Annotated in this window: 21 protein-coding genes and 1 pseudogene; 15 read left to right on the top strand and 7 right to left on the bottom strand. The window is 74.2% G+C overall.

The features are described 5' to 3' along the window. Window positions 1-130 precede the first annotated feature (130 nt). Window positions 131-1,213, bottom strand: a complete 1,083-nt coding sequence (locus ACWDEN_RS02880; RefSeq protein WP_351601482.1) for a hypothetical protein — start codon at window positions 1,211-1,213, stop codon at window positions 131-133. 134 nt (window positions 1,214-1,347) lie between these two features. Between ACWDEN_RS02880 and ACWDEN_RS02875 the strand changes: the two genes are divergently transcribed. Further along, window positions 1,348-3,924: a helicase C-terminal domain-containing protein gene (locus tag ACWDEN_RS02875; protein WP_351601485.1), complete on the top strand. Its 2,577-nt coding sequence runs from the start codon at window positions 1,348-1,350 to the stop codon at window positions 3,922-3,924. A gap of 65 nt (window positions 3,925-3,989) precedes the next feature. Continuing rightward, complete coding sequence (locus ACWDEN_RS02870) at window positions 3,990-5,642, top strand: DNA repair helicase XPB (RefSeq protein WP_351601488.1); 1,653 nt, start codon at window positions 3,990-3,992, stop codon at window positions 5,640-5,642. A gap of 307 nt (window positions 5,643-5,949) precedes the next feature. Here the strand turns inward: ACWDEN_RS02870 and ACWDEN_RS02865 are convergent. The 3 genes and pseudogenes from ACWDEN_RS02865 to ACWDEN_RS02855 form a co-directional block, all read right to left on the bottom strand. Then, window positions 5,950-6,531 (bottom strand): annotated as a pseudogene (locus tag ACWDEN_RS02865) (glycosyltransferase 87 family protein); the annotation flags it as partial. 51 nt (window positions 6,532-6,582) lie between these two features. Beyond that, window positions 6,583-6,774 carry a hypothetical protein gene (locus ACWDEN_RS02860; RefSeq protein WP_450856866.1) on the bottom strand — a complete coding sequence of 64 codons (192 nt, stop codon included), beginning with the start codon at window positions 6,772-6,774 and terminating at the stop codon, window positions 6,583-6,585. An 18-nt stretch (window positions 6,775-6,792) separates the two neighbouring features. Continuing rightward, on the bottom strand, window positions 6,793-6,975 hold the full coding sequence (locus tag ACWDEN_RS02855) for a hypothetical protein (protein ID WP_228624526.1): 183 nt from the start codon (window positions 6,973-6,975) through the stop codon (window positions 6,793-6,795). A 439-nt stretch (window positions 6,976-7,414) separates the two neighbouring features. On the opposite strand from ACWDEN_RS02855, the gene ACWDEN_RS02850 reads away from it, so the two are divergent. The 7 genes from ACWDEN_RS02850 (at window position 7,415) to ACWDEN_RS02820 (ending at window position 14,848) form a co-directional block, all read left to right on the top strand. Then, entirely contained in the window at window positions 7,415-7,525 is a 111-nt protein-coding gene (locus tag ACWDEN_RS02850; protein ID WP_351601492.1) for a keywimysin-related RiPP, read from the top strand. A gap of 34 nt (window positions 7,526-7,559) precedes the next feature. Beyond that, window positions 7,560-9,407, top strand: coding sequence for a lasso peptide isopeptide bond-forming cyclase (locus ACWDEN_RS02845; RefSeq protein WP_351601495.1), 1,848 nt, complete (start codon window positions 7,560-7,562; stop codon window positions 9,405-9,407). 33 nt (window positions 9,408-9,440) lie between these two features. Continuing rightward, a complete protein-coding gene (locus tag ACWDEN_RS02840; protein WP_351601498.1) occupies window positions 9,441-9,695 on the top strand; it encodes a lasso peptide biosynthesis PqqD family chaperone in 255 nt (84 codons plus the stop codon). Continuing rightward, window positions 9,692-10,117, top strand: a complete 426-nt coding sequence (locus ACWDEN_RS02835; RefSeq protein WP_351601501.1) for a lasso peptide biosynthesis B2 protein — start codon at window positions 9,692-9,694, stop codon at window positions 10,115-10,117. The genes ACWDEN_RS02840 and ACWDEN_RS02835 overlap by 4 nt, the downstream gene beginning before the upstream one ends. Beyond that, window positions 10,114-11,964 carry an ABC transporter ATP-binding protein gene (locus ACWDEN_RS02830; protein ID WP_351601504.1) on the top strand — a complete coding sequence of 617 codons (1,851 nt, stop codon included), beginning with the start codon at window positions 10,114-10,116 and terminating at the stop codon, window positions 11,962-11,964. The genes ACWDEN_RS02835 and ACWDEN_RS02830 overlap by 4 nt, the downstream gene beginning before the upstream one ends. A 113-nt stretch (window positions 11,965-12,077) precedes the next feature. Then, a complete protein-coding gene (locus ACWDEN_RS02825; protein WP_450856862.1) occupies window positions 12,078-14,141 on the top strand; it encodes a HelD family protein in 2,064 nt (687 codons plus the stop codon). A 56-nt stretch (window positions 14,142-14,197) separates the two neighbouring features. Then, on the top strand, window positions 14,198-14,848 hold the full coding sequence (locus ACWDEN_RS02820; protein ID WP_351601506.1) for a hypothetical protein: 651 nt from the start codon (window positions 14,198-14,200) through the stop codon (window positions 14,846-14,848). 21 nt (window positions 14,849-14,869) lie between these two features. Here ACWDEN_RS02820 and ACWDEN_RS02815 read toward each other — a convergent pair whose 3' ends face one another. After that, window positions 14,870-15,562 (bottom strand): copper homeostasis protein CutC, encoded by a 693-nt coding sequence (locus ACWDEN_RS02815; RefSeq protein ID WP_351601508.1) that lies wholly within the window; start codon window positions 15,560-15,562, stop codon window positions 14,870-14,872. Between the two features lie 100 nt (window positions 15,563-15,662). On the opposite strand from ACWDEN_RS02815, the gene ACWDEN_RS02810 reads away from it, so the two are divergent. Beyond that, window positions 15,663-16,307 carry an HD domain-containing protein gene (locus tag ACWDEN_RS02810; RefSeq protein ID WP_351601510.1) on the top strand — a complete coding sequence of 215 codons (645 nt, stop codon included), beginning with the start codon at window positions 15,663-15,665 and terminating at the stop codon, window positions 16,305-16,307. 27 nt (window positions 16,308-16,334) lie between these two features. Then, window positions 16,335-17,402 (top strand): GNAT family N-acetyltransferase, encoded by a 1,068-nt coding sequence (locus ACWDEN_RS02805; RefSeq protein WP_351601513.1) that lies wholly within the window; start codon window positions 16,335-16,337, stop codon window positions 17,400-17,402. Here ACWDEN_RS02805 and ACWDEN_RS02800 read toward each other — a convergent pair. Next, window positions 17,384-17,662, bottom strand: a complete 279-nt coding sequence (locus tag ACWDEN_RS02800; protein ID WP_351601516.1) for a DUF4031 domain-containing protein — start codon at window positions 17,660-17,662, stop codon at window positions 17,384-17,386. The two genes, ACWDEN_RS02805 and ACWDEN_RS02800, sit on opposite strands and share 19 nt — an antisense overlap. Next, the gene (locus ACWDEN_RS02795) at window positions 17,659-18,042 is read right to left on the bottom strand and encodes a hypothetical protein (protein ID WP_351601519.1); all 384 of its coding nucleotides are present in this window, start codon (window positions 18,040-18,042) and stop codon (window positions 17,659-17,661) included. The genes ACWDEN_RS02800 and ACWDEN_RS02795 overlap by 4 nt, the downstream gene beginning before the upstream one ends. A 56-nt stretch (window positions 18,043-18,098) precedes the next feature. On the opposite strand from ACWDEN_RS02795, the gene ACWDEN_RS02790 reads away from it, so the two are divergent. From ACWDEN_RS02790 to ACWDEN_RS02775, 4 genes are all read left to right on the top strand, one after another. Beyond that, window positions 18,099-19,004, top strand: coding sequence for a MurR/RpiR family transcriptional regulator (locus ACWDEN_RS02790; protein WP_351601522.1), 906 nt, complete (start codon window positions 18,099-18,101; stop codon window positions 19,002-19,004). Between the two features lie 75 nt (window positions 19,005-19,079). Continuing rightward, on the top strand, window positions 19,080-20,003 hold the full coding sequence (gene murQ, locus ACWDEN_RS02785) for an N-acetylmuramic acid 6-phosphate etherase (protein WP_351601524.1): 924 nt from the start codon (window positions 19,080-19,082) through the stop codon (window positions 20,001-20,003). Between the two features lie 16 nt (window positions 20,004-20,019). Further along, window positions 20,020-21,477 (top strand): PTS transporter subunit EIIC, encoded by a 1,458-nt coding sequence (locus ACWDEN_RS02780; RefSeq protein WP_351601527.1) that lies wholly within the window; start codon window positions 20,020-20,022, stop codon window positions 21,475-21,477. Beyond that, window positions 21,474-21,737, top strand: coding sequence for a hypothetical protein (locus ACWDEN_RS02775; protein WP_351601530.1), 264 nt, complete (start codon window positions 21,474-21,476; stop codon window positions 21,735-21,737). Before ACWDEN_RS02780 ends, ACWDEN_RS02775 begins: the two co-directional genes overlap by 4 nt. Window position 21,738: the final 1 nt, after the last annotated feature.

The following is a 21,738-nucleotide window of genomic DNA, read 5'->3' as shown; positions in this document are numbered from 1 at the left end:
GCGGTTCGGCCGGGCGGGACAGCGCCGTAGGGGTTGCTGCGCTTGTCCGACTGCGGGTGTGTCCTGGCCGGCCGCGCCCACGCGGCGGAGCCGCATACCGACACAGGCCCCCGCTCCCCCTTCGGGGCGCTCACCTGCGCCTCTGTGACCGCCACACCACATACAGCGCCGACGCCACCGCCGCCCCCCGGACCACCCACGGCCAGGTCCCGGCGATCGCGTCGTTCATGTGCCCCTGGGCGATCGGCCGGCCCCAGCGGCCGTTGAACCTCCCCCACAGCCAGACCAGTCCGGCCGCGGCCGCCGTACCCGGCAGGATCATCACGGCCGTCTTGGTCTCCGCGGGGGTCAGCCGCCGGGAGCCGTAGGCGATCACCCAGCCGAGGAGCAGGGCGAACCAGTTCCCGAGCACCGCGCCGGCGACCAGCGCGGCGGCGGCCAGCAGCAGGAGGGGATTGGTCCAGCCGGCGGCGGGGCGGAACAGGCGCCGGCGGGCGGCGGAGGGCTCGGCCTCGGCCTCGGTCGCCTCCGGCCCGGGCTCGGCCGTCTCCGGGGCCCGGTCCGCCGGCTTCCGCTCCTTCGGTGGCCGCCTGAGCAGCTCCGGGATCTCCACACCGCCCACGAACCCCGGCACCGAGTCCGTCTCGGCCGCGAGACCGAAGGAGTCGCCGCCCACCCGCCACCAGTCGGGCTGTACGGCGCTGTCCCCGAGTTCGTGCGCGGCCGCCAGGTGCGGCGGGGACGGGGCGTCGCGCGGGGCGGACGGCGCGGGGTCGGTCCCGGCGGGGCGGGGACGGGGAACGGCCCGGCGCAGGCCCCTCAAGCCCTTCAGCCCCTTCAGCCCCTCCTGCCGTTCCCCGTCCGCCGGATCCGGCTGAGCCTTCGGCCCTCGTTCGCGCGGCGCGGGCTGTGCGGGCACGGCGGCGGCGGGCGGCTGCGGCACCCGGCCGGGGCCGGAGGCGGCGGACGCGCCGGACGTGCCCGATGTGCCGCCCGCGGCCTCGACGACCTCGTCCGGGGTGCCCAGCCGGTCAAGGATGCGGCGGACCGCGGCGGGACTGTCGACCGTCGCCTTGGCCCGGTGCCGGTCGATCTCGTTGCGCAGCTCCGACACGAGCCGCATCCGCGTGGCCGACGGCAGCTGCCGTTGCTGAGCGATGTCTCCGACACGGCTCAGGTACTCGTAGACGACCTGGTCGCTCTCGATCCCCAACGGAACCCCTCCGGGGCGACGGTGATGAAACCCCGTGAGGACGGTAGCGCAGAGTCGCCTCCCCGAAACCCGTCCCCGGGCGGGGCCTCACGTGGGCGCCCCTCTCGGGGACGGCACCCGCTACCGTGGGTCAGATGAGCCAAGCGGCCCACCCAGCCCCCCGTTCCCTCGCGGAAGCGCTCCGCGCGCGGGACGACGTCTCCCTGGCCGCGCTGCTGCGCAGCCGCCCCGACCTCATCACGCCCGTCCCGACCGACCTCACCCAGCTGGCGACCCGCGCCGGCACCCGTGCCTCGGTGCTGCGGGCACTGGAGCGGCTGGACCGGTTCGCGCTGCAGACGGCGGAGGCGCTGGCCGTGGCCCCGGACCCGGCCTCGTACGACACGCTCCTCGCCCTGATGGCCGGGGACGCCGGGAACGAGACGGTCACCGCCGCGCTGCCGCATGCCCTCGCCGTCCTGCGCGAGCAGGCGCTGGTGTGGGGCGACGACGAGCGGCTGCGGCTGGTGCGCACGGCCCGCGAACTCCTCTCGCCGTCCCCGCAGCACCCCTCCCCGACGGGGCTCGGGCCCAGCGTGCAGGAGGCCACCTCGGGCATGTCGCCGGGCCGGATCCAGGACATCGTCGCGGCGGCCGGACTGCCCTCGACGCACGATTCGGTGTCCGCGGTGGCCGCGCTCACCGCGCTGTTCAACGACCGGAAGAAGATGGGCGACCTGCTGGCCGAGGCCCCGGAGGCCGCCCGCGAGGTGCTGGCGCGGCTGGTGTGGGGGCCGCCGTACGGGCAGGTCACCCCGGACCCGGCGGCGCACCTGCGCTGGCTGCTCGACCGCGGGCTGCTGCTGCCGACCGCGCCCGGCACGGTGGTGCTGCCGCGCGAGGTCGCCCTGCACCTGCGCGAGGGCCGGGCGCACCGCGTGACCGAGCCGCTGCCGCCCGCCGTGGAGCCGGCCGCGACGCACGGTGCGCAGGTGGTGGACGCGACGGCGGCCGGGCAGGCGTACACCGCGCTCGCCACGGTCGAGGAGCTGCTGAAGGACTGGGACGAGGGCGGCCCGGCCGTGCTGCGGGCCGGCGGGCTGAGCGTCCGTGACCTGAAGCGGACCGCCGTCGCCCTGGACGTGTCCGAGCCGGTCGCCGCGTTCTGGGTGGAGCTGGCGTACGCGGCCGGCCTGATCGCTTCCGACGGCGAGGCCGACGAGCGGTACGCGGCCACACCCGCCTACGACGAGTGGCTGGAGCGGCCCCCCGCCGAGCGCTGGTCCCAGCTGGCTCAGGCCTGGCTGGCGGCCACCCGGACGCCGGGGCTGATCGGCGGGCGGGACGCCAAGGACCGTACGCTCGCCGCGCTCGGCCCCGGCCTGGACCGCTCGGCCGCGCCCGAGGTACGGCACCGGGTGCTGACCCTGCTGGCCGGGCTGCCGGCGGGCGCGGCCCCGGACACCGAGTCGGTGCTGGCCCGGCTGCGCTGGGAACGGCCGTTGCGCGGACCCCGGCAGCAGGACGGCGAAGAGGACCTGCGCTCCCGGCTGGCCCGCTGGACCCTGTCCGAGGCGGAGATGCTGGGCCTCACGGGGCGGGGCGCGCTGTCGGCACACGGGCGGGCCCTGCTGGGCGCCCCGGCGGCGGGACCGGGCTCGCGCGCCGCGTCGGTCACCCCGGGCGCCTCCGCCTCGCCGGGCACCGGTCCCGGCGACAAGCTCCCCGTCCACCATCACCACCGTCCCGCCCCCGCCCCGGCCCCGCTCTCCCCCGCCGAGCAGGCCGTGGCGACGGCCGCCGCCGCCCGGCTCCTCGCGCCGCTCCTGCCCGAACCGCTGGACCACGTCCTGCTCCAGGCCGACCTGACGGCGGTGGCCCCCGGACCGCTGCGACGCCCCCTCGCCGATCTGCTGGACGTGCTCGCGGACGTCGAGTCCAAGGGCGGCGCGACCGTGTACCGCTTCACCCCGGCCTCGGTACGGCGTGCCCTGGACGCCGGCCGTGCCGCCGCCGACCTGCACGCCTTCCTCGCCGAGCACTCCCGCACCCCGGTGCCGCAGCCGCTCGCCTATCTGATCGACGACGTGGCCCGCAAGCACGGCCACCTCCGGGTCGGCGCGGCCTCGGCGTACGTACGCTGCGACGACGACACCCTGCTGAACGAGATCCTCGCCGACAAACGCGCCGCCGCCCTGCGGCTGCGCCGCCTCGCCCCGACCGTGCTGGCCGCCCAGTCCGACCCGGCGACACTGCTGGAGGGCCTGCGCGCGATGGGCTACGCGCCGGCCGCCGAGTCCGCCGAGGGGGACGTCCTGATCGCCCGCGCCCACGCCCACCGCACCCCGCCGCGCACGGCTCCCGAGCCGGTCCCGGACGGCCCGCCGTCGCCCGACGCCACGCTGCTCACGGCGGCGATCCGCGCGATCCGGGCCGGCGACCTGGCCGCCACCACCCCGCGCAGAACCGTCGGGGAGGGGGCTCCGCCGGCGGGCGGTGAACTGCCGCGCACCTCCCCCGCCGAGACCCTGGCCACCGTGCAGGCCGCCGTCCTGACCGGCGAGTCCCTGTGGATCGGCTACGTCAACGCCGAGGGCACCGCCAGCCAGCGCGTCATCGCCCCGGTCAAGGTGGAGGGCGGTTTCGTCACGGCGTACGACCACACCGCGGACGAGGTGCGCACGTATCCGCTGCACCGGATCACCGGGGTGGCGGAGCTCGCGGAAGACTGACGGTGATCCTCGGCGTTTAGGGCACACTGGACGTTTGGCCGTTGTGGAAAGGGTGTGTGCCGCACGTGAACGGACCGCTGATCGTCCAGTCCGACAAGACCCTGCTCCTGGAAGTCGACCACGAGCGGGCCGATGACTGCCGGCGTGCCATCGCGCCGTTCGCCGAGCTGGAGCGGGCGCCCGAGCACATCCACACCTACCGGGTCACCCCGCTCGGGCTGTGGAACGCGCGTGCCGCCGGGCACGACGCCGAGCAGGTCGTGGACGCGCTGGTGCAGTACAGCCGGTATCCGGTGCCGCACGCGCTGCTCGTGGACATCGCCGAGACGATGGACCGCTACGGCCGGCTCACGCTCACCAAGCACCCCGCGCACGGGCTGGTGCTGACCACCACCGACCGGCCGGTGCTGGAGGAGGTGCTGAAGTCCAAGCGGATCGCCCCGCTGGTCGGGGCGCGCATCGACAAGGACTCGGTCGTCGTGCACCCGTCGGAGCGCGGGCAGATCAAGCAGACGCTGCTGAAGCTGGGCTGGCCGGCCGAGGACCTCGCCGGGTACGTCGACGGTGAGGCGCACCCGATCGAGCTGCTGGAGGACGGCTGGGCCCTCAGGCCGTACCAGAAGCAGGCCGTGGAGAACTTCTGGCACGGCGGCAGCGGTGTGGTCGTACTCCCCTGCGGCGCCGGAAAGACGCTGGTCGGCGCGGGTTCGATGGCCCAGGCCAAGTCCACGACGCTCATCCTGGTCACCAACACCGTCTCGGCCCGGCAGTGGAAGCACGAGCTGGTGAAGCGGACCTCGCTGACCGAGGACGAGATCGGCGAGTACAGCGGCACGAGGAAGGAGATCCGCCCGGTCACCATCGCCACCTACCAGGTGCTGACCACCAAGCGGAAGGGGATCTACCCCCACCTCGAACTCTTCGACTCCCGGGACTGGGGTCTGATCGTCTACGACGAGGTGCATCTGCTGCCCGCTCCCGTCTTCAAGTTCACGGCGGATCTCCAGGCCCGGCGCCGGCTCGGCCTGACGGCCACCCTCGTCCGCGAGGACGGCCGCGAGTCGGACGTGTTCTCCCTCATCGGGCCGAAGCGGTTCGACGCGCCCTGGAAGGAAATCGAGGCGCAGGGGTACATCGCGCCGGCCGACTGCGTCGAGGTCCGGGTGAATCTGACGGACTCCGAGCGGCTGGCCTACGCCACCGCCGAGACCGAGGAGAAGTACCGCTTCTGTGCGACGACGGACACCAAGCGGAAGGTGACGGAGGCGATCGTCCGCCGTTTCGCCGGGCAGCAGATCCTCGTCATCGGCCAGTACATCGACCAACTCGACGAACTGGGCGAGCACTTGAACGCCCCGGTCATCAAGGGCGAGACCTCCAACGCCCAGCGCGAGAAGCTCTTCGGCGCCTTCCGGGAGGGCGAGATCAGCGTGCTGGTGGTGTCGAAGGTCGCGAACTTCTCCATCGACCTGCCGGAGGCGACGGTCGCCGTCCAGGTGTCCGGCACCTTCGGCTCCCGCCAGGAGGAGGCCCAGCGCCTCGGCCGCGTCCTGCGCCCCAAGGCCGACGGCCACCAGGCCCACTTCTACTCGGTCGTCGCCCGCGACACCATCGACCAGGACTTCGCCGCCCACCGCCAGCGCTTCCTGGCCGAACAGGGCTACTCCTACCGGATCGTGGACGCCGACGAGATCCTGGCGGAGGACAGCACCGGCTGAGCCGCCCGGAGCGCCGCCGCCGCGACCAGCGCCGGCCCCAGCGCGGGTACGGCGATGCCAGGGGCCGTTGCCACCAGGGCAGGTGCAGGTCGCGGTCGCCCTCGTGCGGGACGAGCCAGAGGGTGCGGGCCGTGAAGGCCGTGGCCGTGAAGGCCGTGGCCGTGAAGGCCGCGAGCCGGAGACGGCCCTCGGCCAGCAGCACCGCGAGGAGCGGGACGCACCACACCCAGTGGTGGGACCAGCTGATCGGTGAGACCAGCAGGGCCGTGAACGCGGTGAGCAGGACGCCGTGCCGTTCCTCGCGGACGCGGGCCGCCAGGTACAGGCCCGCCACCGCGGCCACCGCCGCCGGGACCGCCCAGGCCAGGCCCGGCGCCGGAGTGCCGAGCGCTCGCGCGGTCAGGCCCCGCAGGGACTGGTTGTCCACGATCCAGGCCTTGCCGACGCGACCGGTCTCGTACAGCCGCCGGGTCCAGAAGTCGGCGCTCGCGGACGGGAGCAGCAGGGCGCCGAGCAGGGCCGTACCGGCGAGGGCCGCCGTCGCGGTCGCCGCCTGCCGTCCGCGCCCCCGCAGGAACAGGTACGCCACGAACACCGCCGGGGTGAGCTTGATCCCGGCCGCGATGCCCAGGGCCACGTCCCTGCCCCGGGCTCCCGGGGGCCGGGTGAGGTCCCACAGGACCAGGCAGGCGACGGCCAGGTTGATCTGCCCGAACGGGACCGTCTGGAAGACCGGTTCGAGCCAGAGGGACAGGGCGGTGGCCGTGCAGAGCAGGGGCCGGGAGGGCGTGCTTCCCGCGAGGCGGGCGGAGAGGGCGATCAGGGCGGCGAGCAGGAGCGCGTTGCCCGCGAGGAAGGCCGCCTTCAGGGCCGGGACGGGAAGCCGCACAGCCGGGACGAACAGGATCGCGGCGAAGGGCGGGTAGGTCGCGGGGAGGCGTCACCGGGTGACGGTGAAGCCGTACAGATCGGTGCCGTGGGCCACGGCCGCGCCCTCGGCGCGGTAGACGAGCAGGTCGGCCATGGGTGCGTGCCGCAGGACGCACAGCGTGGCGAAGGCGGCGAGGGAGAGGGCGAGGAGGGGGAGGGCGAGGAGGGCTGACGTCCGTTTCCGCGCCGGTTGTTCTGGCACGGACGCGACCCTATGCGGTCACTTACGGCGTATGCCCGCTTCCTCGCCGTACTCGCCGAGGATCACGACGCCGAACGCCGCCTCCGCGAACACCTTGACGGCGCGCAGGGCGTTGCCGAGCCAGTGGTGATGCGGGCCGTCCACGGCAGTTGCGCCGGCCGGCGGTCGGACAGGACCTGGAGAGATGGTTGCTGCGCTCATGCCTTCATAGTCGCTCTCGCGCGGTGTGACCGGCATCGGTCTCCAGAGCCAATCTCTCCCTTCTTCGCCTACCTCTCAGGGCGGAGCACTTCCCCTACGCCGGGCGGCCTCGCCCCCTAGGGGTCCCCATCCGGATTCGCGGCCCGGACCGGAGTGCGCCCTCGCAATCCCTTCCCGCGCCCGTGCCGGCCCGGGCCCTGCCGCCGTGCCACGGTCCACGTGAAAACGTTCCTCCGGCACACGCCACCGGCACCTGCGGAGCACGAGCCTCCGCCGCACGGACGCCCGTTCAGCGCTCGAACACACCACCAACGGGCGGAATCTGAAGACAATCCGACTGTTCTCCCCCATCTTGTCGGGCCGGCCCGCTCCCCGGCTATCTGGTGGCAGGCCGCCCTCGGGGGGGCGGATGGACAACCCGCAAAGGAGAGCACCCATCATGAAGAAGGCCTACGAGGCACCGACCCTCGTCCGACTCGGTTCCTTCCGCAAGGAGACCGGGCTCCTGCAGCGGCACGGCAACGACCGGATCATCCTGAGCAAGAACTGAACGGCGGACGAGCGACGGCCTGTGCCTCGACGTCATGACTGATCTGCACGCAAGTGCGGGGACGGGCCACGGCGACGCGCACTTCGCGGTCTTCGCCGACCGCGCGGACGCAGCCGCCGTGGCCCGCTCCTTCGCCCGCCCCGGCACCCGCAGCCTCGATCACGCCTCGGGCCGGCCCTGGCTCGTGGGCCACTGGCACGACCAGGAGATCGTCAGCGCCCGTGTCGGCCCCGCCGCCCTCGCCCTCGTCGGCTGCGTCCCCGTCGACGCCACGGAGCTGGAACGGGTCGCCCGATCTCTGCGCGACCTCGCCGCACTGGACGCCTGGGCCCGTTCGCTGCCCGGCAGCTGCCACCTCGTCGCCGCCCTCGACGGGCGGATCCGGGTGCAGGGCACGGCCTCCGGTCTCCGGCTGGTCTTCCACGCACCGGTCGACGGCACCCGGGTGGCCGCGACCCGGGCGGACGTCCTGGCCGCCGCACTCGGCGTCGAACCGGTGCCGGAACGCCTGGCCGTACGGCTGCTCTGGCCCGTTCCGCACCCCCTGCTCGACGAACCGCTGTGGCCCGGCATCACCGCCGTCGCCCCGCACGAGGCGCTGATCCTCGCGCCGGACGGCCGAGGCGCACGCCACACCCGCTGGTGGACGCCCCCGGAACCGGTCGTTCCGCTGCGCACCGGCGCTCCCCGGGTCCGCGAGGCCCTCGCCGAGGCCGTCCACGCCCGCACCCGGCACGGCGGCACGGTCAGCTGCGACCTGTCCGGCGGCCTCGACTCCACCTCCGTCTGCTTCCTCGCCGACCGCTCACCGGCCCGCGTCGTCGCCTCCACCTGGCCCGGACGCGACCCCGCCGACACCGACCTGCACTGGGCGAAGCGGGCCGCCGCCGCCCTGCCGGACGTCGAGCACGTCATCTGGGACGCCGAGGCCTCACCCCTCGTCTACACCGGACTGCTCGCCATCGACGACGTACTGGACGAGCCCACCATCGGTGTCATGGACCGCGCGCGTGTCCTGCACCACCTGCCGGCCATGGCCGAACGGGGCAGCCGGGTGCATCTGACGGGCATCGGCGGCGACCACGTGGCCTGGTGCTCCGAGGCGTACTACCACCGGCTGGCGCGGCGCCGTCCGCTGTTCGCGCTGCGGCAGCTGCGCGGCTTCAGGGCGCTGTGGCAGTGGCCGCTCGGCCCCATGCTCGCCACGCTGGCCGACTCCCGCCCCTACGGCACCTGGCTGGCGGACGCGGAACACCGGCTGCGCGACCCGCTGGCCCCGACGGTCGCCACCAGCCTCGGCTGGGGCATGAGCCCCCGCCTGTTCGAGTGGGTGACACCGGAGGCGGAGCACCTGGCCCGTACGGCGCTGCGCACGGCCGCCCGGCGGACCCGGCCGCTGCACCCCGACCGGGGACTCCACGCCGACCTCGAACAGATCCGCAACTGCACCCGCATCATCCGGCAGTGGGACCACATGGCGGCCCGCTGCGGGCTGCCCATGGCCTCGCCGTTCCTCGACGACCGGGTCGTCGAGGCCGCCCTCGCCGTCCGCCCCGACGAACGCGTCTCGCCCTGGCGGTACAAGCCCCTCCTGACCGCGGCCATGCGCGGCATCGTGCCCGAGGAGTGCCTGCGCCGGACCGACAAGGCCACCGCCGCGAGGGACGCGGCCGACGGGCTGCGCGAGCACCGCGGCGACCTGAAGGCGCTGTGGGAGGACTCGCGGCTGGAACGGCTGGGCCTGGTGGACGGCGACGTGCTGCGCCGCCTCGCGGAGCGCCCCGCCACCCGGCACCTGCGGGAGGCCGTCCTGTACTCGACCATCTCGGTCGAGGTCTGGCTGCGCGCCCTCGGCCGTACGCGGCACGACGCACCGATGTGACCCCACTGACGAGACCGACGAAGGAGAGCCGTCATGGCATTGCGGTTCGGTGCCGAGATCTGCACCGCGAAGACCGACTACGGCACCGTCCTCCTCGACCAGCGCTCCGGCGAGTACTGGGAGCTGAACCCCACCGCGACCCTGGTGGTCGACACGCTCATGGCGGGCGGTGACGAGGCGGCCGCGACGGCGGCGGTCGCGGAGGCGTTCGACGTCGACCCCGACCGCGCACGGGCCGACGTCGACGCCCTGGTGGAGCAGCTGCGCGCCGGGGGGCTGGCCGAATGAGCACGCCCAGTGCCCTGGAGCGGCCGCACGGGGTCCCCCTCGGCCGCCGGCTCGCCGCCCGCACGGTCCTCCTGCCGGCCGTCGTCCTCTCCCTGCTGCCACCCCGTCACATCCGCGCGGCCCTCGGCCTGCTGCGCCGCGGCGCCGCCCCCGCCGGCGCGGCACAGGCCCAGCGCGCCCGCGACGCCGTGTGCGCGGTGAGCCTGCGCTGCGCCGGGCCCAAGGGCTGCCTGCCCCGCTCGCTCGGGGCCGCCCTCCTGTGCCGTCTCGGCGGCACCTGGCCGACCTGGTGCACGGGCGTCCGGGTCGTACCGCCGTTCACCGCGCACGCCTGGATCGAGGCGGAGGGCCGGCCGGTCGGCGAGGACGCGCCCGACGGCTACTTCGCCCGTCTGCTGGCCGTCGGGCCGGTACGGCGATGACGGCCGGTGAGCAGGAGACCCACGGCGACGACGACACCGACCGGTCCACGCGGGCCGCGATCCTCGCGGTCTACCGGCTCACCGCCCGCCACCGCGGTGCGATCGCCCTGGCCACCACGCTGACCCTGGTCGCGTCGGCGCTGGGGCTCGCCCAGCCGTTGCTGGCCAAGCGGGTGGTGGACGCCGGCAGCGGGCAGCAACCCCTCTGGCCGCCGCTGCTGCTGCTCACCGCCCTGTTCGCCGCCGAGGCCGGCACCGGCGCCACCGGCCGGTTCCTGCTGGAGCGGACCGGCGAAGGCGTCGTACGGCAGCTGCGCCACACGCTGGTGGGGCGGCTGCTGCGGCTGGAGATGCGGGAGTACGACCGGCAGCGCGGCGGCGACCTGATCGCGCGGGTGACCGCCGACACCACCCTGCTGCGCGAGGTGGTCGCCCAGGCGCTGGTGGACCTGGTCACCGGGTCGGTGGTCGCCGTCGGCGCGCTGGCCCTGATGGCGTGGCTCGACCCGCTGCTGCTGGTGCTCGTCACGGCGACCGTGGCGTCCGCGGCGGCCGTGGTCGCCCTGCTGCTCCGGGGAATCCGCACCGCCTCGGAGCGCCTGCAGTCGTCCGTCGGCGCCGTCGCCGCCGACCTCGAACGCGCCCTGGGCGCGCTCGCCATGGTCCGCGTGTACCGCGCCGAGCAGCGTGAGGCGGAGCGCATCGGCGCCCGCGTCGACGAGGCCTGCGCCGCCGGGGTGCGCACCGCGAAGTACGCCGCGGTCATGAGCTCGGCCGTCGAACTCGCCGTCCAGGGCTCCTTCCTGCTGGTCCTCGTCGTCGGAGGCCTGCGCGCCCACGGCCACGGTCACTCCCTGGGCGACCTGGTGGCGTTCCTGCTGTACGCCTCCTACCTCGTCGTCCCGCTGTCCTCGGTGTTCCGCGCGGCCGGGCTGATCCAGCGCGGCATGGGCGCCCACCTGCGGATCGAGCAGACCCTGAAGCTGCCCGTCGAGCCCACCGGCCCCGCGGAAGGGCCCGCCCGGCAGACACCCGCGCACGGACCGGCCCTCGGACCACCGGCTCTCGAACTGGAGGACGTCCACTTCGCCTACCGGCCGGGGCGGCCGGTGCTGCGGGGGGTCTCCTTCACCGTGCCGCAGCACCGGCAGGTCGCCCTGGTCGGACTGTCCGGGGCGGGCAAGAGCACCGTGTTCGCGCTGGTCGCCCGGTTCTACGAACCCGATGCCGGCCGGCTCCGCCTCCACGGGCGCCCCGCCGCGGCACTCTCCCGCGACGCCGGCCGGGCCGGGCTCGCGATCGTGGACCAGAACAGCCATGTCGTGCGCGGCACGCTCCGCGACAACATCGTCTACGGCCGCCCCGACGCGACCGAGGACGAGGTGCGCCGGGCCCTGAAGCTGGCCCGCCTCGAGGAGGTGGCCGAGCGGCTGCCCGGCGGCCTGCACGGCACCGTCGGGGAACACGGCGCCACCCTGTCGGGCGGCGAGCGCCAGCGCGTCGCCCTGGCCCGCGCCCTGCTCACCCGCCCGGCGCTGCTGCTCCTGGACGAACCCACCTCCCACCTCGACGCCCTCAACGAGGCCGCGCTCACCGCAGCGCTGAAGGACATCACCGAGGAGTGCGCGGTCCTCGTCGTGGCGCACCGGCTCTCCACCGTTCAGCACGCGGACCGGATCGTCGTCCTGGAGGAGGGCCGGGTCACCGCGTGCGGTCGTCATGAGGAACTGCTCACCGCCAGTCCGGTGTACCGGCGGCTGGCGGCGGCGCAGACGGTCCGGCCGGCCGGTGCGCCCGCCGATCACGCCCATAACGATCACATCAATAATTCACTGGCCCGCCCCTGAGTGCCTGCCCTAGAATCTCCGCTCTTGCCCGCCTCCCCCTCGTGGAGAGCCACCGCCCGGACGGAAACCGGGCGGCCCCCTGTCATGCCAAGAGCAGATCCGGAGGCACCCCCTTGTCCGCGCCCGCCCACGAACCGCTCGACGACCGCCTCGACGACCCGCTCGCCCGAGAGCGCTCCCACCTCGCCTCCTCCCGCGCCGCGCTGCGCGCCATGCGTGAGGACGTGGAGTCCCTGGACATCCGGGACGTCACCGCGAACTGGGTCAACGCCGAGGTGCTGTCCCGCCAGATCGACGAGCGGATCAGGGCGCTGGCCGACCTCAGCGACACCCCGCTGTTCTTCGGCCGGCTGGACTATCTGCACGCACCCGGCGCGGACCAGGCCGAGGGAGCCGAGGGCGAGCGCTTCTACATCGGGCGGCGGCACGTCCACGACGCCGACGGCGACCCCATGGTCATCGACTGGCGCGCCCCGGTCTCGCAGCCGTTCTACCGGGCGTCCAAGAAGGACCCGATGGACGTCGGGCTGCGCCGCCGCTTCGGCTACACCGGCGGCGACCTGACCGCGTACGAGGACGAGCACCTCTCCGACCCGGCCGAGGCGGCCGCGACCAGCAAGCTGCTCCAGCAGGAGATCGAGCGGCCGCGCGTCGGCCCCATGCGGGACATCGTCGCCACCATCCAGCCCGAGCAGGACGAGATCGTCCGCTCCGGTCTGTCCGGCACGGTCTGCGTCCAGGGCGGCCCCGGCACCGGAAAGACCGCCGTCGGCCTGCACCGGGTCGCCTACCTCCTCTACGCCCACCGGGAGCGGCTCGCCCGCACCGGCACCCTGGTGATCGGGCCGAACAAGTCCTTCCTGCACTACATCGAGCAGGTCCTGCCCGCGCTGGGTGAGCTGACCGTGCAGCAGGCCACCGTGGACGACCTGGTCGCGCATGTGGAGGTGCGCGGCACGGACGACGCGGCCGCCGCCGTGATCAAGGGCGACGCCCGGATGGCCGAGGTGCTGCGCCGGGCCCTGTACTCCCACGTGACCCTGCCGACGGAGGCGGTCGTGGTGGTGCGCGGCTCCCGGCGCTGGCGCGTGCCGTCGTACGAACTGGAGGACATCGTCCGGGAGTTGCTGGCGCGGGACATCCGTTACGGCGCCGCCCGCGAGGCCCTGCCGCAGCGGATCGCGCACGCGGTGCTGGTGCAGATGGAGCGCTCGGGCGAGGCGCCGGACGACCGGGTGCAGGACGCGGTCGCCCGCAACAGCGCGGTGAAGGCGGCCGTGAAGGAGATCTGGCCGGCCGTAGACCCGGCGAAACTCGTCCTGCGCCTGCTGACGGACGCGGACTTCCTCGCCGAGCACGCCGCCGGTGTCCTGGACGAGGACGAGCAGAAGACGATCCTGTGGGCCAAACCGGTGCGCAGTGTGAAGTCGGCCAAGTGGTCGGCGGCGGACGCGGTGCTGATCGACGAGGCGGCGGATCTGATCCGGCGCACGCACTCGCTGGGCCATGTCGTCCTGGACGAGGCCCAGGACCTGTCCCCCATGCAGTACCGGGCCGTGGGCCGCCGCTGCACCACGGGCAGCGCGACGGTGCTGGGTGACCTGGCGCAGGGCACGACTCCCTGGGCGACCCGCAGCTGGGACGAGGCGCTGGCCCATCTCGGCAAGCGGGAGGGGGTCGTCGAGGAGCTGACGGCCGGTTTCCGCGTCCCCACGGACGTCATCACCTACGCCTCCCGGCTCCTCCCGCACATCGCCCCCGGCCTCACCCCGGTGGCCTCCGTCCGTGAGAACCCCGGCTTCTTCGAGGTCCGTGCGGTCGCCGGGACGTCCGAAGTGATCGCCGCCTGCGAGGAGTTGCTGCGCAACGAGGGCTCGACCGGCCTGATCGCCGCCGACGCCCGCATCCCGGCGCTGGCCGAGGCCCTGACGGCGGCGGGGATCACCTGCCTGGCCCCCGGCGAGGAGACCACCCAGGAGACCCGTCTCACCCTGGTCCCGGCGTCCCTCGCCAAGGGTCTGGAGTACGACTACGTGGTCCTGGACGAGCCGCAGGCGGTGGTGGACGGCGAGCCGGACGAGCGCACGGGGCTGCGGCGGCTGTACGTGGCGCTCACGCGTGCGGTGTCCGGACTGATCGTGACCCACGCGGCACCGGTACCGGCTCAGTTGGCCTGAGGGCGCGCGGCTAGGGTGTCGTGCCGTCCCCGCATGTCCCCATGGAAAGGCCTCCGTTGAGCACACCGCCGTCCCCGTACCCCGGCTACCAGCAGGCTCCCGGGCCGTACCCGCAGCAGCCGGCCCCGTACCAGCAGGCACCCGGGCCGTACGCACAGGTGCCCGGGGCATACCAGCAGCCGGCGCCCGGGGCGTACCAGCAGGCACCCGGGCCGTACGCGCCCCAGCAGGCGCCCGGCGCCTACGGCCAGCCCCAGGCTCCCTACCAGCAGGCCCCCGGCGCCTACCCGTCCGCCGCCGCGCCCGCGCCCGGCGGTCCCGGGTGCGAGGTGTGCGGAGCCGCACCCGCCGCACGGATGACCATCCGCGGCCACCAGGGCATGCTGATCATCATGCGCAACCTGTGGCGCAAGGGCACCTTCTGCCACACCTGCGGGCTCGCCGTCTTCCGAAAGATGCAGTCGGACACCCTGGCGCAGGGCTGGTGGGGTCCGATGTCGATGCTGATCACGCCCATCACGCTGCTGATCAACCTCTTCACCCTGTCCAAGATCCGCAAGCTCCCCGCGCCGGTCGCCCCCCAGGGCCCCGGGCTGGACCCGGGCCGCCCGGTGTTCAGCCGCCCGACCGGAATCGTGGGTCTCTTCCCGCTCACCGCCTTCGCCGTGCTGGTGCTCCTCGTGCTCGTCGGGTTGGCGGCCGGCTGACGCGGCGGCGGTCTGTCGGCGCTACTCCCCGTCCAGCGCCCTCCGCCATCCGGCCACGGCTCCCTCGGAAACCGGCCCCTCCCACCCGGAGGGCCGGGCCGCCCCGCCGATGTGGAAGGCGTCGATGCCGGCGGCCCGCAGCCGTGGGACGTGGTCGAGGCGGAGCCCTCCGCCGACCAGGAGGGTCTGGCCGTACCCGGGCTCTCCCCGCCGGCCCGCCTCGGCCTCCAGCGTCGGCAGTCCCGCGTCGACCCCGTCGGCGGCCCCCGCGGTGAGGTAGGTGTCGAGGCCCGGCAGGTCGGCGAGCTGCTTGCGCACGGCGTCGCGGTCGGCGGCGCGGTCGATCGCCCGGTGGAACGTCCACGCGCAGCCGTCCAGCACGCCGGCCACCCGCTCGACGGCGGCCAGGTCGACCCCGCCGGCCGGGTCGAGGAAGCCGAGGACGAACTGGTCGGCGCCGGCCTCGCGCAGGTCGCCGGCCACCCGGACCAGACGGTCCACGTCTCCGGCCGCGAACCCGTCCGCGAGGCGGAGCATCACGCGCAGGTCGATGTCGACGGCGACCCGGATCCCGGCGACGGTGGCGGGCGCCGGGCTGAGCCCGTCGGCCGCCATGTCGGTGACCAGCTCCAGGCGGTCCGCGCCTCCGGCCTGGGCGGCGACCGCGTCCTGGACGTCGAGCGCGATCACCTCCAGGACTGCACGCTTGCTCATGGCACCCCATTCGTCCGTCGATGGCTACAGGTCTAGTCCAATTCCAAGACTACGCCTGTGCCGGGGGTGCCGACGGCGCGCGCCACGGAAGAATGGGTGCATGGCCGACCTCGACGCCCTGCGCCTCCGTTTCGTCCGCGCGCTGGAAGCAGCCCGTGGCCCGGGCGGCGGCCCCGACCCCGCGCCGTACGCCGACAACCTGCTCGCCCGCTGGCAGGAGCCGCAGCGCCGGTACCACACGGTGGCCCACCTCACCGCCGTCCTCGACCGCATCGACGTCCTGGAGCAGTACGCCGCCGACCCGGACGTCGTGCGCCTGGCCGCCTGGTTCCACGACGCGGTCTACCTCCCGGAGCGGTCCGAGAACGAGGAGCGCTCGGCCCGCCTGGCCGAGCGCGCGCTCCCCGAGGCCGGGGTCTCTCAGGAGACGACCGCCGCGGTCGCCCGGCTGGTCCGGCTCACCGTCACGCACGACCCGGCCGACGACGACCGCGACGGCCAGGTGCTGTGCGACGCGGACCTCGCGATCCTGGCCGCGCCCCCGTCGGCGTACGCCGTCTACACCGCCGAGGTGCGCGAGGAGTACCACTTCGTGCCGAACGACGCCTTCCGGGAGGGCCGTTCGGCGATTCTGCGCCAACTCCTCGCCCTGCCGAGGCTGTTCCACACCCCCTACGGGCAGGAGCACTGGGAGTCCACCGCCCGCTACAACCTCGCCTCCGAGCTGGAAATGCTGTCGACCTGAGGGACGCGGCCCCCTAGGGTTCGCCCCATGCGACCGATAAACGGGGACGATGTGACCGAGGCCGTGGCGGGCTGTACGGCGGCACTGCGCGCGGCGGTGGACCGGGACTGGCAGGCCGTACCGGCCGGGCGGCTGGAGTGGGACTGCCACACCACCGCCGTCCATGTCGCCGACGACCTGATCGCCTACGCCGCCAACCTGGCCGGACGCGCACAGGACGGCTATCTCCCCTTCGAGCTCACCCTCGACGAGGGCACGGACAACGCGGGCCTGCTGCACGTCCTCGAGACGACCGGCGCGCTGCTCGCCGCCGCCGTCCGCACCGCCGAGCCCGGCGTCCGCGGCTTCCACCCCTACCCCTTCCGCAGCGCCGACGCCGAGGGCTTCGCCGCGATGGGCATCGCCGAAGTGCTGCTGCACACCCATGACATGGCCGAGGGGCTCGGGATCGCCTACGAGCCGCCGGCCGAGCTCGTCGAGTCCCTCCTCGCCTGCCTCTTCCCGCACGTCCAGCCCGGCCCCGCCCCCTGGCCGACCCTGCTGTGGGCCACCGGCCGCGGTGAGCTGCCCGGCCGCGCCCCCGTCGGCGAGTGGCGCTGGCGGAACAACCTCGTCATCCCGGCCGAGCGCCTCACCCTGGTCGGCGTCCGCCCGGCCGCCGCCCGCGGTCTGTGCCTGGGCGGCGACGGCGGCTTCACCTGGCTCGACGGCGGTCCGTACGAGGGCACCCGGGAGGCCGCGTCCTTCCTGGTGAAGGCGTACGAAGCCGGTGTGCACCGGCCTGAGTTCGGGGTCTTCGCGCTCGTACGGCACGAGGACGGCCGCGCGATCGGCGGCATCGGCTTCCACGGCATGCCGGACGAGGACGGCCGGGTGGAGATCGGTTACGACCTGGTCGAGGGCGCCCGCGGTCATGGGTACGCCACCGAGGCTCTGCGCGCGCTCGCGGACTGGGCGCTGGCCCGCGACGACGTCAGCTCCCTCTTCGCGACCGTCGACCGGAGCAACTCCGCCTCGCAGGCGGTGGTCACCCGGGCCGGTTTCACGCAGGTCAGCGACGAGGGTGAGGAGTTCGCCTACGAACTGCGCGGCTGAGCAAGCCCCTTGCGCCTGCGCAGCCCCGACTCGCGCAGCAGCCGCACCACTTCGCGGCTGCTGACCTCCACCGCCCCGGCGGCCACAGCGTCCGCGTACCGGTGCGACGGAAGGTCGTAGTGGTCGCGCTCGAAGGCGCGCCTCGGGACGCCCAGCCGCTCGGCGAACGCGTGGAGTTCGTCGTACGACACGTCGCTGACCATGTGCGACCACATGCGGCCGTGTCCGGGCCAGGCGGGCGGGTCGATGTACAGCGTCACGACGAGGTCATTCCGCCCGTGGCCGAGCCCAGCGAGCCCACCGCCGCGACCTTCACGCCCGCCTTGTGGCACACCCAGTGCGGGTCGGGGCCCAGCTCGGGCTCCACGTCCAGCGCGTGCGGGTCGCCGGTGCCGCACACCGGACACAGCGGCCAGCGGCCGTACCGGTCCAGCAGCGCGTCCTGCACGTCCTGTGCGATCAGCCCGGCGACATAGGACGCGCCCTCCGGCCACTGCTCGACCCACCAGCGCCGCTCCACCACGGAGTCCTCGACCAGCGAGACCACGTCCGCCTCCGCGACCTGGCCCGCGACCAGATCGGCGAGCACGAGGGCTCGCGCGGCATGCAGGGCCTGCTCGAGGGGAGTGACGGGTTCCATGGAACCCATTGTGCGCACTCTTGACCCCGGCGCCGAACCGAAAATATCTTTCACTTGTGACCCAGGACGTGAAGGAAATTTTCGGCAGTCCGGGCGGTTCCCTCGCCGCCAAGGTGCGCACCCTCGCCCCGTCCATGACCCGCTCCATGCAGCGCGTCGCGGAGGCCGTGGCGAGCGACCCGGCCGGCTGCGCCGCCCTCACGGTCACCGGCCTCGCCGAGCTCACCGGCACCAGCGAGGCCACGGTCGTCCGCACCGCCCGCCTCCTCGGCTACCCGGGCTACCGGGACCTGCGCCTGGCCCTGGCGGGACTCGCCGCACAGCAGCAGTCGGGCCGGGCGCCCGCGATCACGACCGACATCGCGGTGGACGACCCCATCGCCGACGTCGTCACCAAGCTGGCCTACGAGGAGCAGCAGACCCTCGCCGACACGGCCGCCGGACTCGACACCGTCCAGCTCGGCGCCGCGGTGAACGCCCTGGCCGGCGCCCGCCGCACCGACGTGTACGGCATCGGGGCGTCCGGGCTGGTCGCCCAGGACCTCACCCAGAAGCTCCTGCGCATAGGCCTCATAGCCCACGCCCACAGCGATCCGCACCTCGCCGTGACCAACGCGGTGCAGCTCCGTTCGGGTGACGTGGCGATCGCCATCACCCACTCCGGCTCGACGGGGGACGTCATCGAGCCGCTGCGGGTCGCCTTCGAGCACGGGGCCACGACCGTGGCCATCACCGGCCGGCCGGACTCGCCGGTCACCCAGTACGCCGACCACGTACTGACCACGTCCACCTCACGGGAGAGCGAGCTGCGACCGGCCGCGATGTCCTCGCGGACCAGTCAACTGCTCGTGGTGGACTGCCTGTTCGTGGGAGTGGCCCAGCGTACCTACGAGACGGCGGCGCCCGCGCTGGCCGCGTCGTACGAGGCACTGGCGCACCGGCATCGCACCAGCCCCAGGTGACCGAGCCCAGGTCACCAGTCCCGGGTGGGCAACAGCACGCACAACGGCACCCAGACCTGAGAGAGCCGCCTCCCCATGACCTCCCCCGACCTGCGTCAGCAGTTGGCTTCCCTGACCACCGAGGCCTTCCGCCCCGAGCTCGCCGACATCGACCGTCTGTCCACCCTCGACATCGCCCGCCTGATGAACGGTGAGGACGCGGGCGTGCCCGGGGCCGTGGCGGCGCAGCTGCCCCGGATCGCCACCGCCGTCGACGCCGTCGCCGCACGCATGGCACGCGGCGGGCGGCTGGTCTACGCCGGTGCCGGCACCGCCGGCCGGCTCGGCGTGCTGGACGCCTCCGAGTGCCCGCCCACCTTCAACACCGACCCCGCGCGGGTCGTCGGCCTGATCGCGGGCGGCCCGGAGGCGATGGTGACCTCCGTCGAGGGCGCCGAGGACTCCGGGGAACTGGCCCACCGCGACCTGGACGCCCTGGGGCTCACCCCCGAGGACACGGTCGTCGGCATCTCCGCCTCCGGCCGCACCCCCTACGCGATCGGCGCCGTCGAACACGCCCGCGCCCTGGGCGCGCTGACCATCGGCCTGGCCTGCAACGAGCACAGCGCGCTCGCGGCCGCCGCCGAGCACGGCATCGAGGTGGTCGTGGGACCGGAGCTGATCACCGGCTCCACGCGCCTGAAGGCCGGCACGGCCCAGAAGCTGGTCCTGAACATGCTGTCGACCATCACGATGATCCGGCTCGGCAAGACGTACGGAAACCTGATGGTCGACGTCCGCGCGTCGAACGACAAACTCCGCGCCCGCTCCCGCCGGATCGTCTCCCTGGCCACGGGCGCCTCCGACGAGGAGATCGAGAGGGCCCTCACCGAGTCCGGCGGCGAGGTGAAGAACGCGATCCTCGCCCTCCTCGCCGATGTCGACGGCCCGACGGCCGCCCGCCTTCTGGAGGAGTCCGGGGGCCATCTGCGTGCCGCGCTGGCGCACGCGACCCGCTGACGCGCACGCTCGGGGCGTGCGCAACGACCCCGCCTCCACCGCGACCGCCCTCCTCGACCGGGTCGGCGGCCCGGCCAACGTCACCTCCGCGACCCACTGCATGACCCGCCTCCGGCTGGCCCTCGCCGACCCGGCGGCGGTGGACGAGGAGGGGCTGCGGGCCGTGCCCGGTGTGCTCGGGCTGGTGTCCGACGGGCCGGCCCTGCAGATCGTGCTCGGGCCCGGCGTGGTCGACGAGGTCACGGCGGAGGTGGAGGCGCGGGTCGCGGCCACCGGCCGGCCCGAGCCCGGCGGCACCCGGCCGAGGAGGCAGAGCGGGCCGGGAGAGCCGAGAGAGCCGAAGGAGCCGAAGGAGCGGGCGAAGGAGCCGAAGGAGCGGGCGAAGGAGCAGGCCGCCCCCCTCAAGACCGCCCTGCGCCGGGTAGCGAACGTCTTCGTCCCGCTGATCCCCGCCCTGATCGGCTGCGGCGTCCTGTCCGGCCTCAACGGCCTGCTGCTGAACACCGGTTGGCTGCCGTCCCTGACCCCGGCCCTCTCCTCCGTCGCCTCGGCCTTCCTGGCACTGATCGCGGTGTTCGTCGGCCACAACACGGCGAAGGAGTTCGGCGGCACGCCCGTGCTGGGCGGGGCGGTGGCGGCCGTGGTCGTGTACCCGGGCGTGGCGAGGGTGACGGCCTTCGGCACCCACCTCGCCCCCGGCCAGGGCGGGGTGCTCGGCGCCCTCGCGGCGGCCCTGCTGGCGACCCGCGTGGAGAAGTGGGTCCGGGGCCGGGTGCCGGGCGCGCTGGACGTCCTCCTCACCCCGACGGTCACCGTCCTCGTCCCGGGCCTGGTGACGCTGTACGGGCTGATGTACGCGGCCGGAGTGGTGGCCACGGTGATCGGCACGGCGGCGACCTGGCTGCTGGCCGGCGCCGGAGCGGTGGCCGGACTGCTCCTCGGGGGCCTCTTCCTCCCCCTGGTCATGCTGGGCCTGCACCAGGCCCTCATCCCCATCCACACCACCCTCATCGAGCAGCAGGGCTACACCGTCCTGCTCCCCCTGCTGGCCATGGCGGGAGCGGGCCAGGTCGGCGCGGCGCTGGCCGTGTACGTCCGCCTGCGCCACGACGTCTCCCATCTGCCCCTGCGTACGACGATCCGCTCGGCCCTCCCGGCGGGCCTGCTGGGCGTGGGCGAGCCGTTGATCTACGGGGTGTCCCTGCCGTTGGGCCGCCCCTTCCTGACCGCCTGCGCGGGCGGGGCGGCGGGCGGGGCGTTCGTCGGCTTCTTCGCGATGCTCGGCACCAGGGTGGGCGCGACGGCGATCGGCCCGTCCGGCTGGGCCCTGTTCCCGCTGCTGACGGGCAACCGGGGCATGGGGACGGCGGCGGCGATCTATGCCGGCGGCCTCCTCACCGGCTATCTGGTCGGCTTCCTGGCGACCTATGCCTTCGGCTTCCCCCGCCACCCCCGAGTGGGCGCACCCGCGTGACGTACCGTCCGGCCGGTCGTTCCCCGGGCATGATGAAGAAGCTCCTGGTCACCGCCGTCCTCACGGTCTCCGCCGCCGCCCTGGCGGCCCCCGCCCACGCCGACGTCCGCGGATCCGACGCTGACGCGCGGGCGTGTGTCGAGAACCTCGCCCTGTTCCCCGCGTTCAGTCCCGTCTCGCCGCTGTCGCTGGCGGCCGGGGCCCTCGCCGCCGCCCCCGCCTGCGGAGCACAGAGCGTCCTCGACCACATCGCCGGCTGAC

The organism is Streptomyces sp. NPDC001153 (genome assembly GCF_053598315.1).
This window is presented reverse-complemented; position numbering and strand designations above follow the sequence as displayed.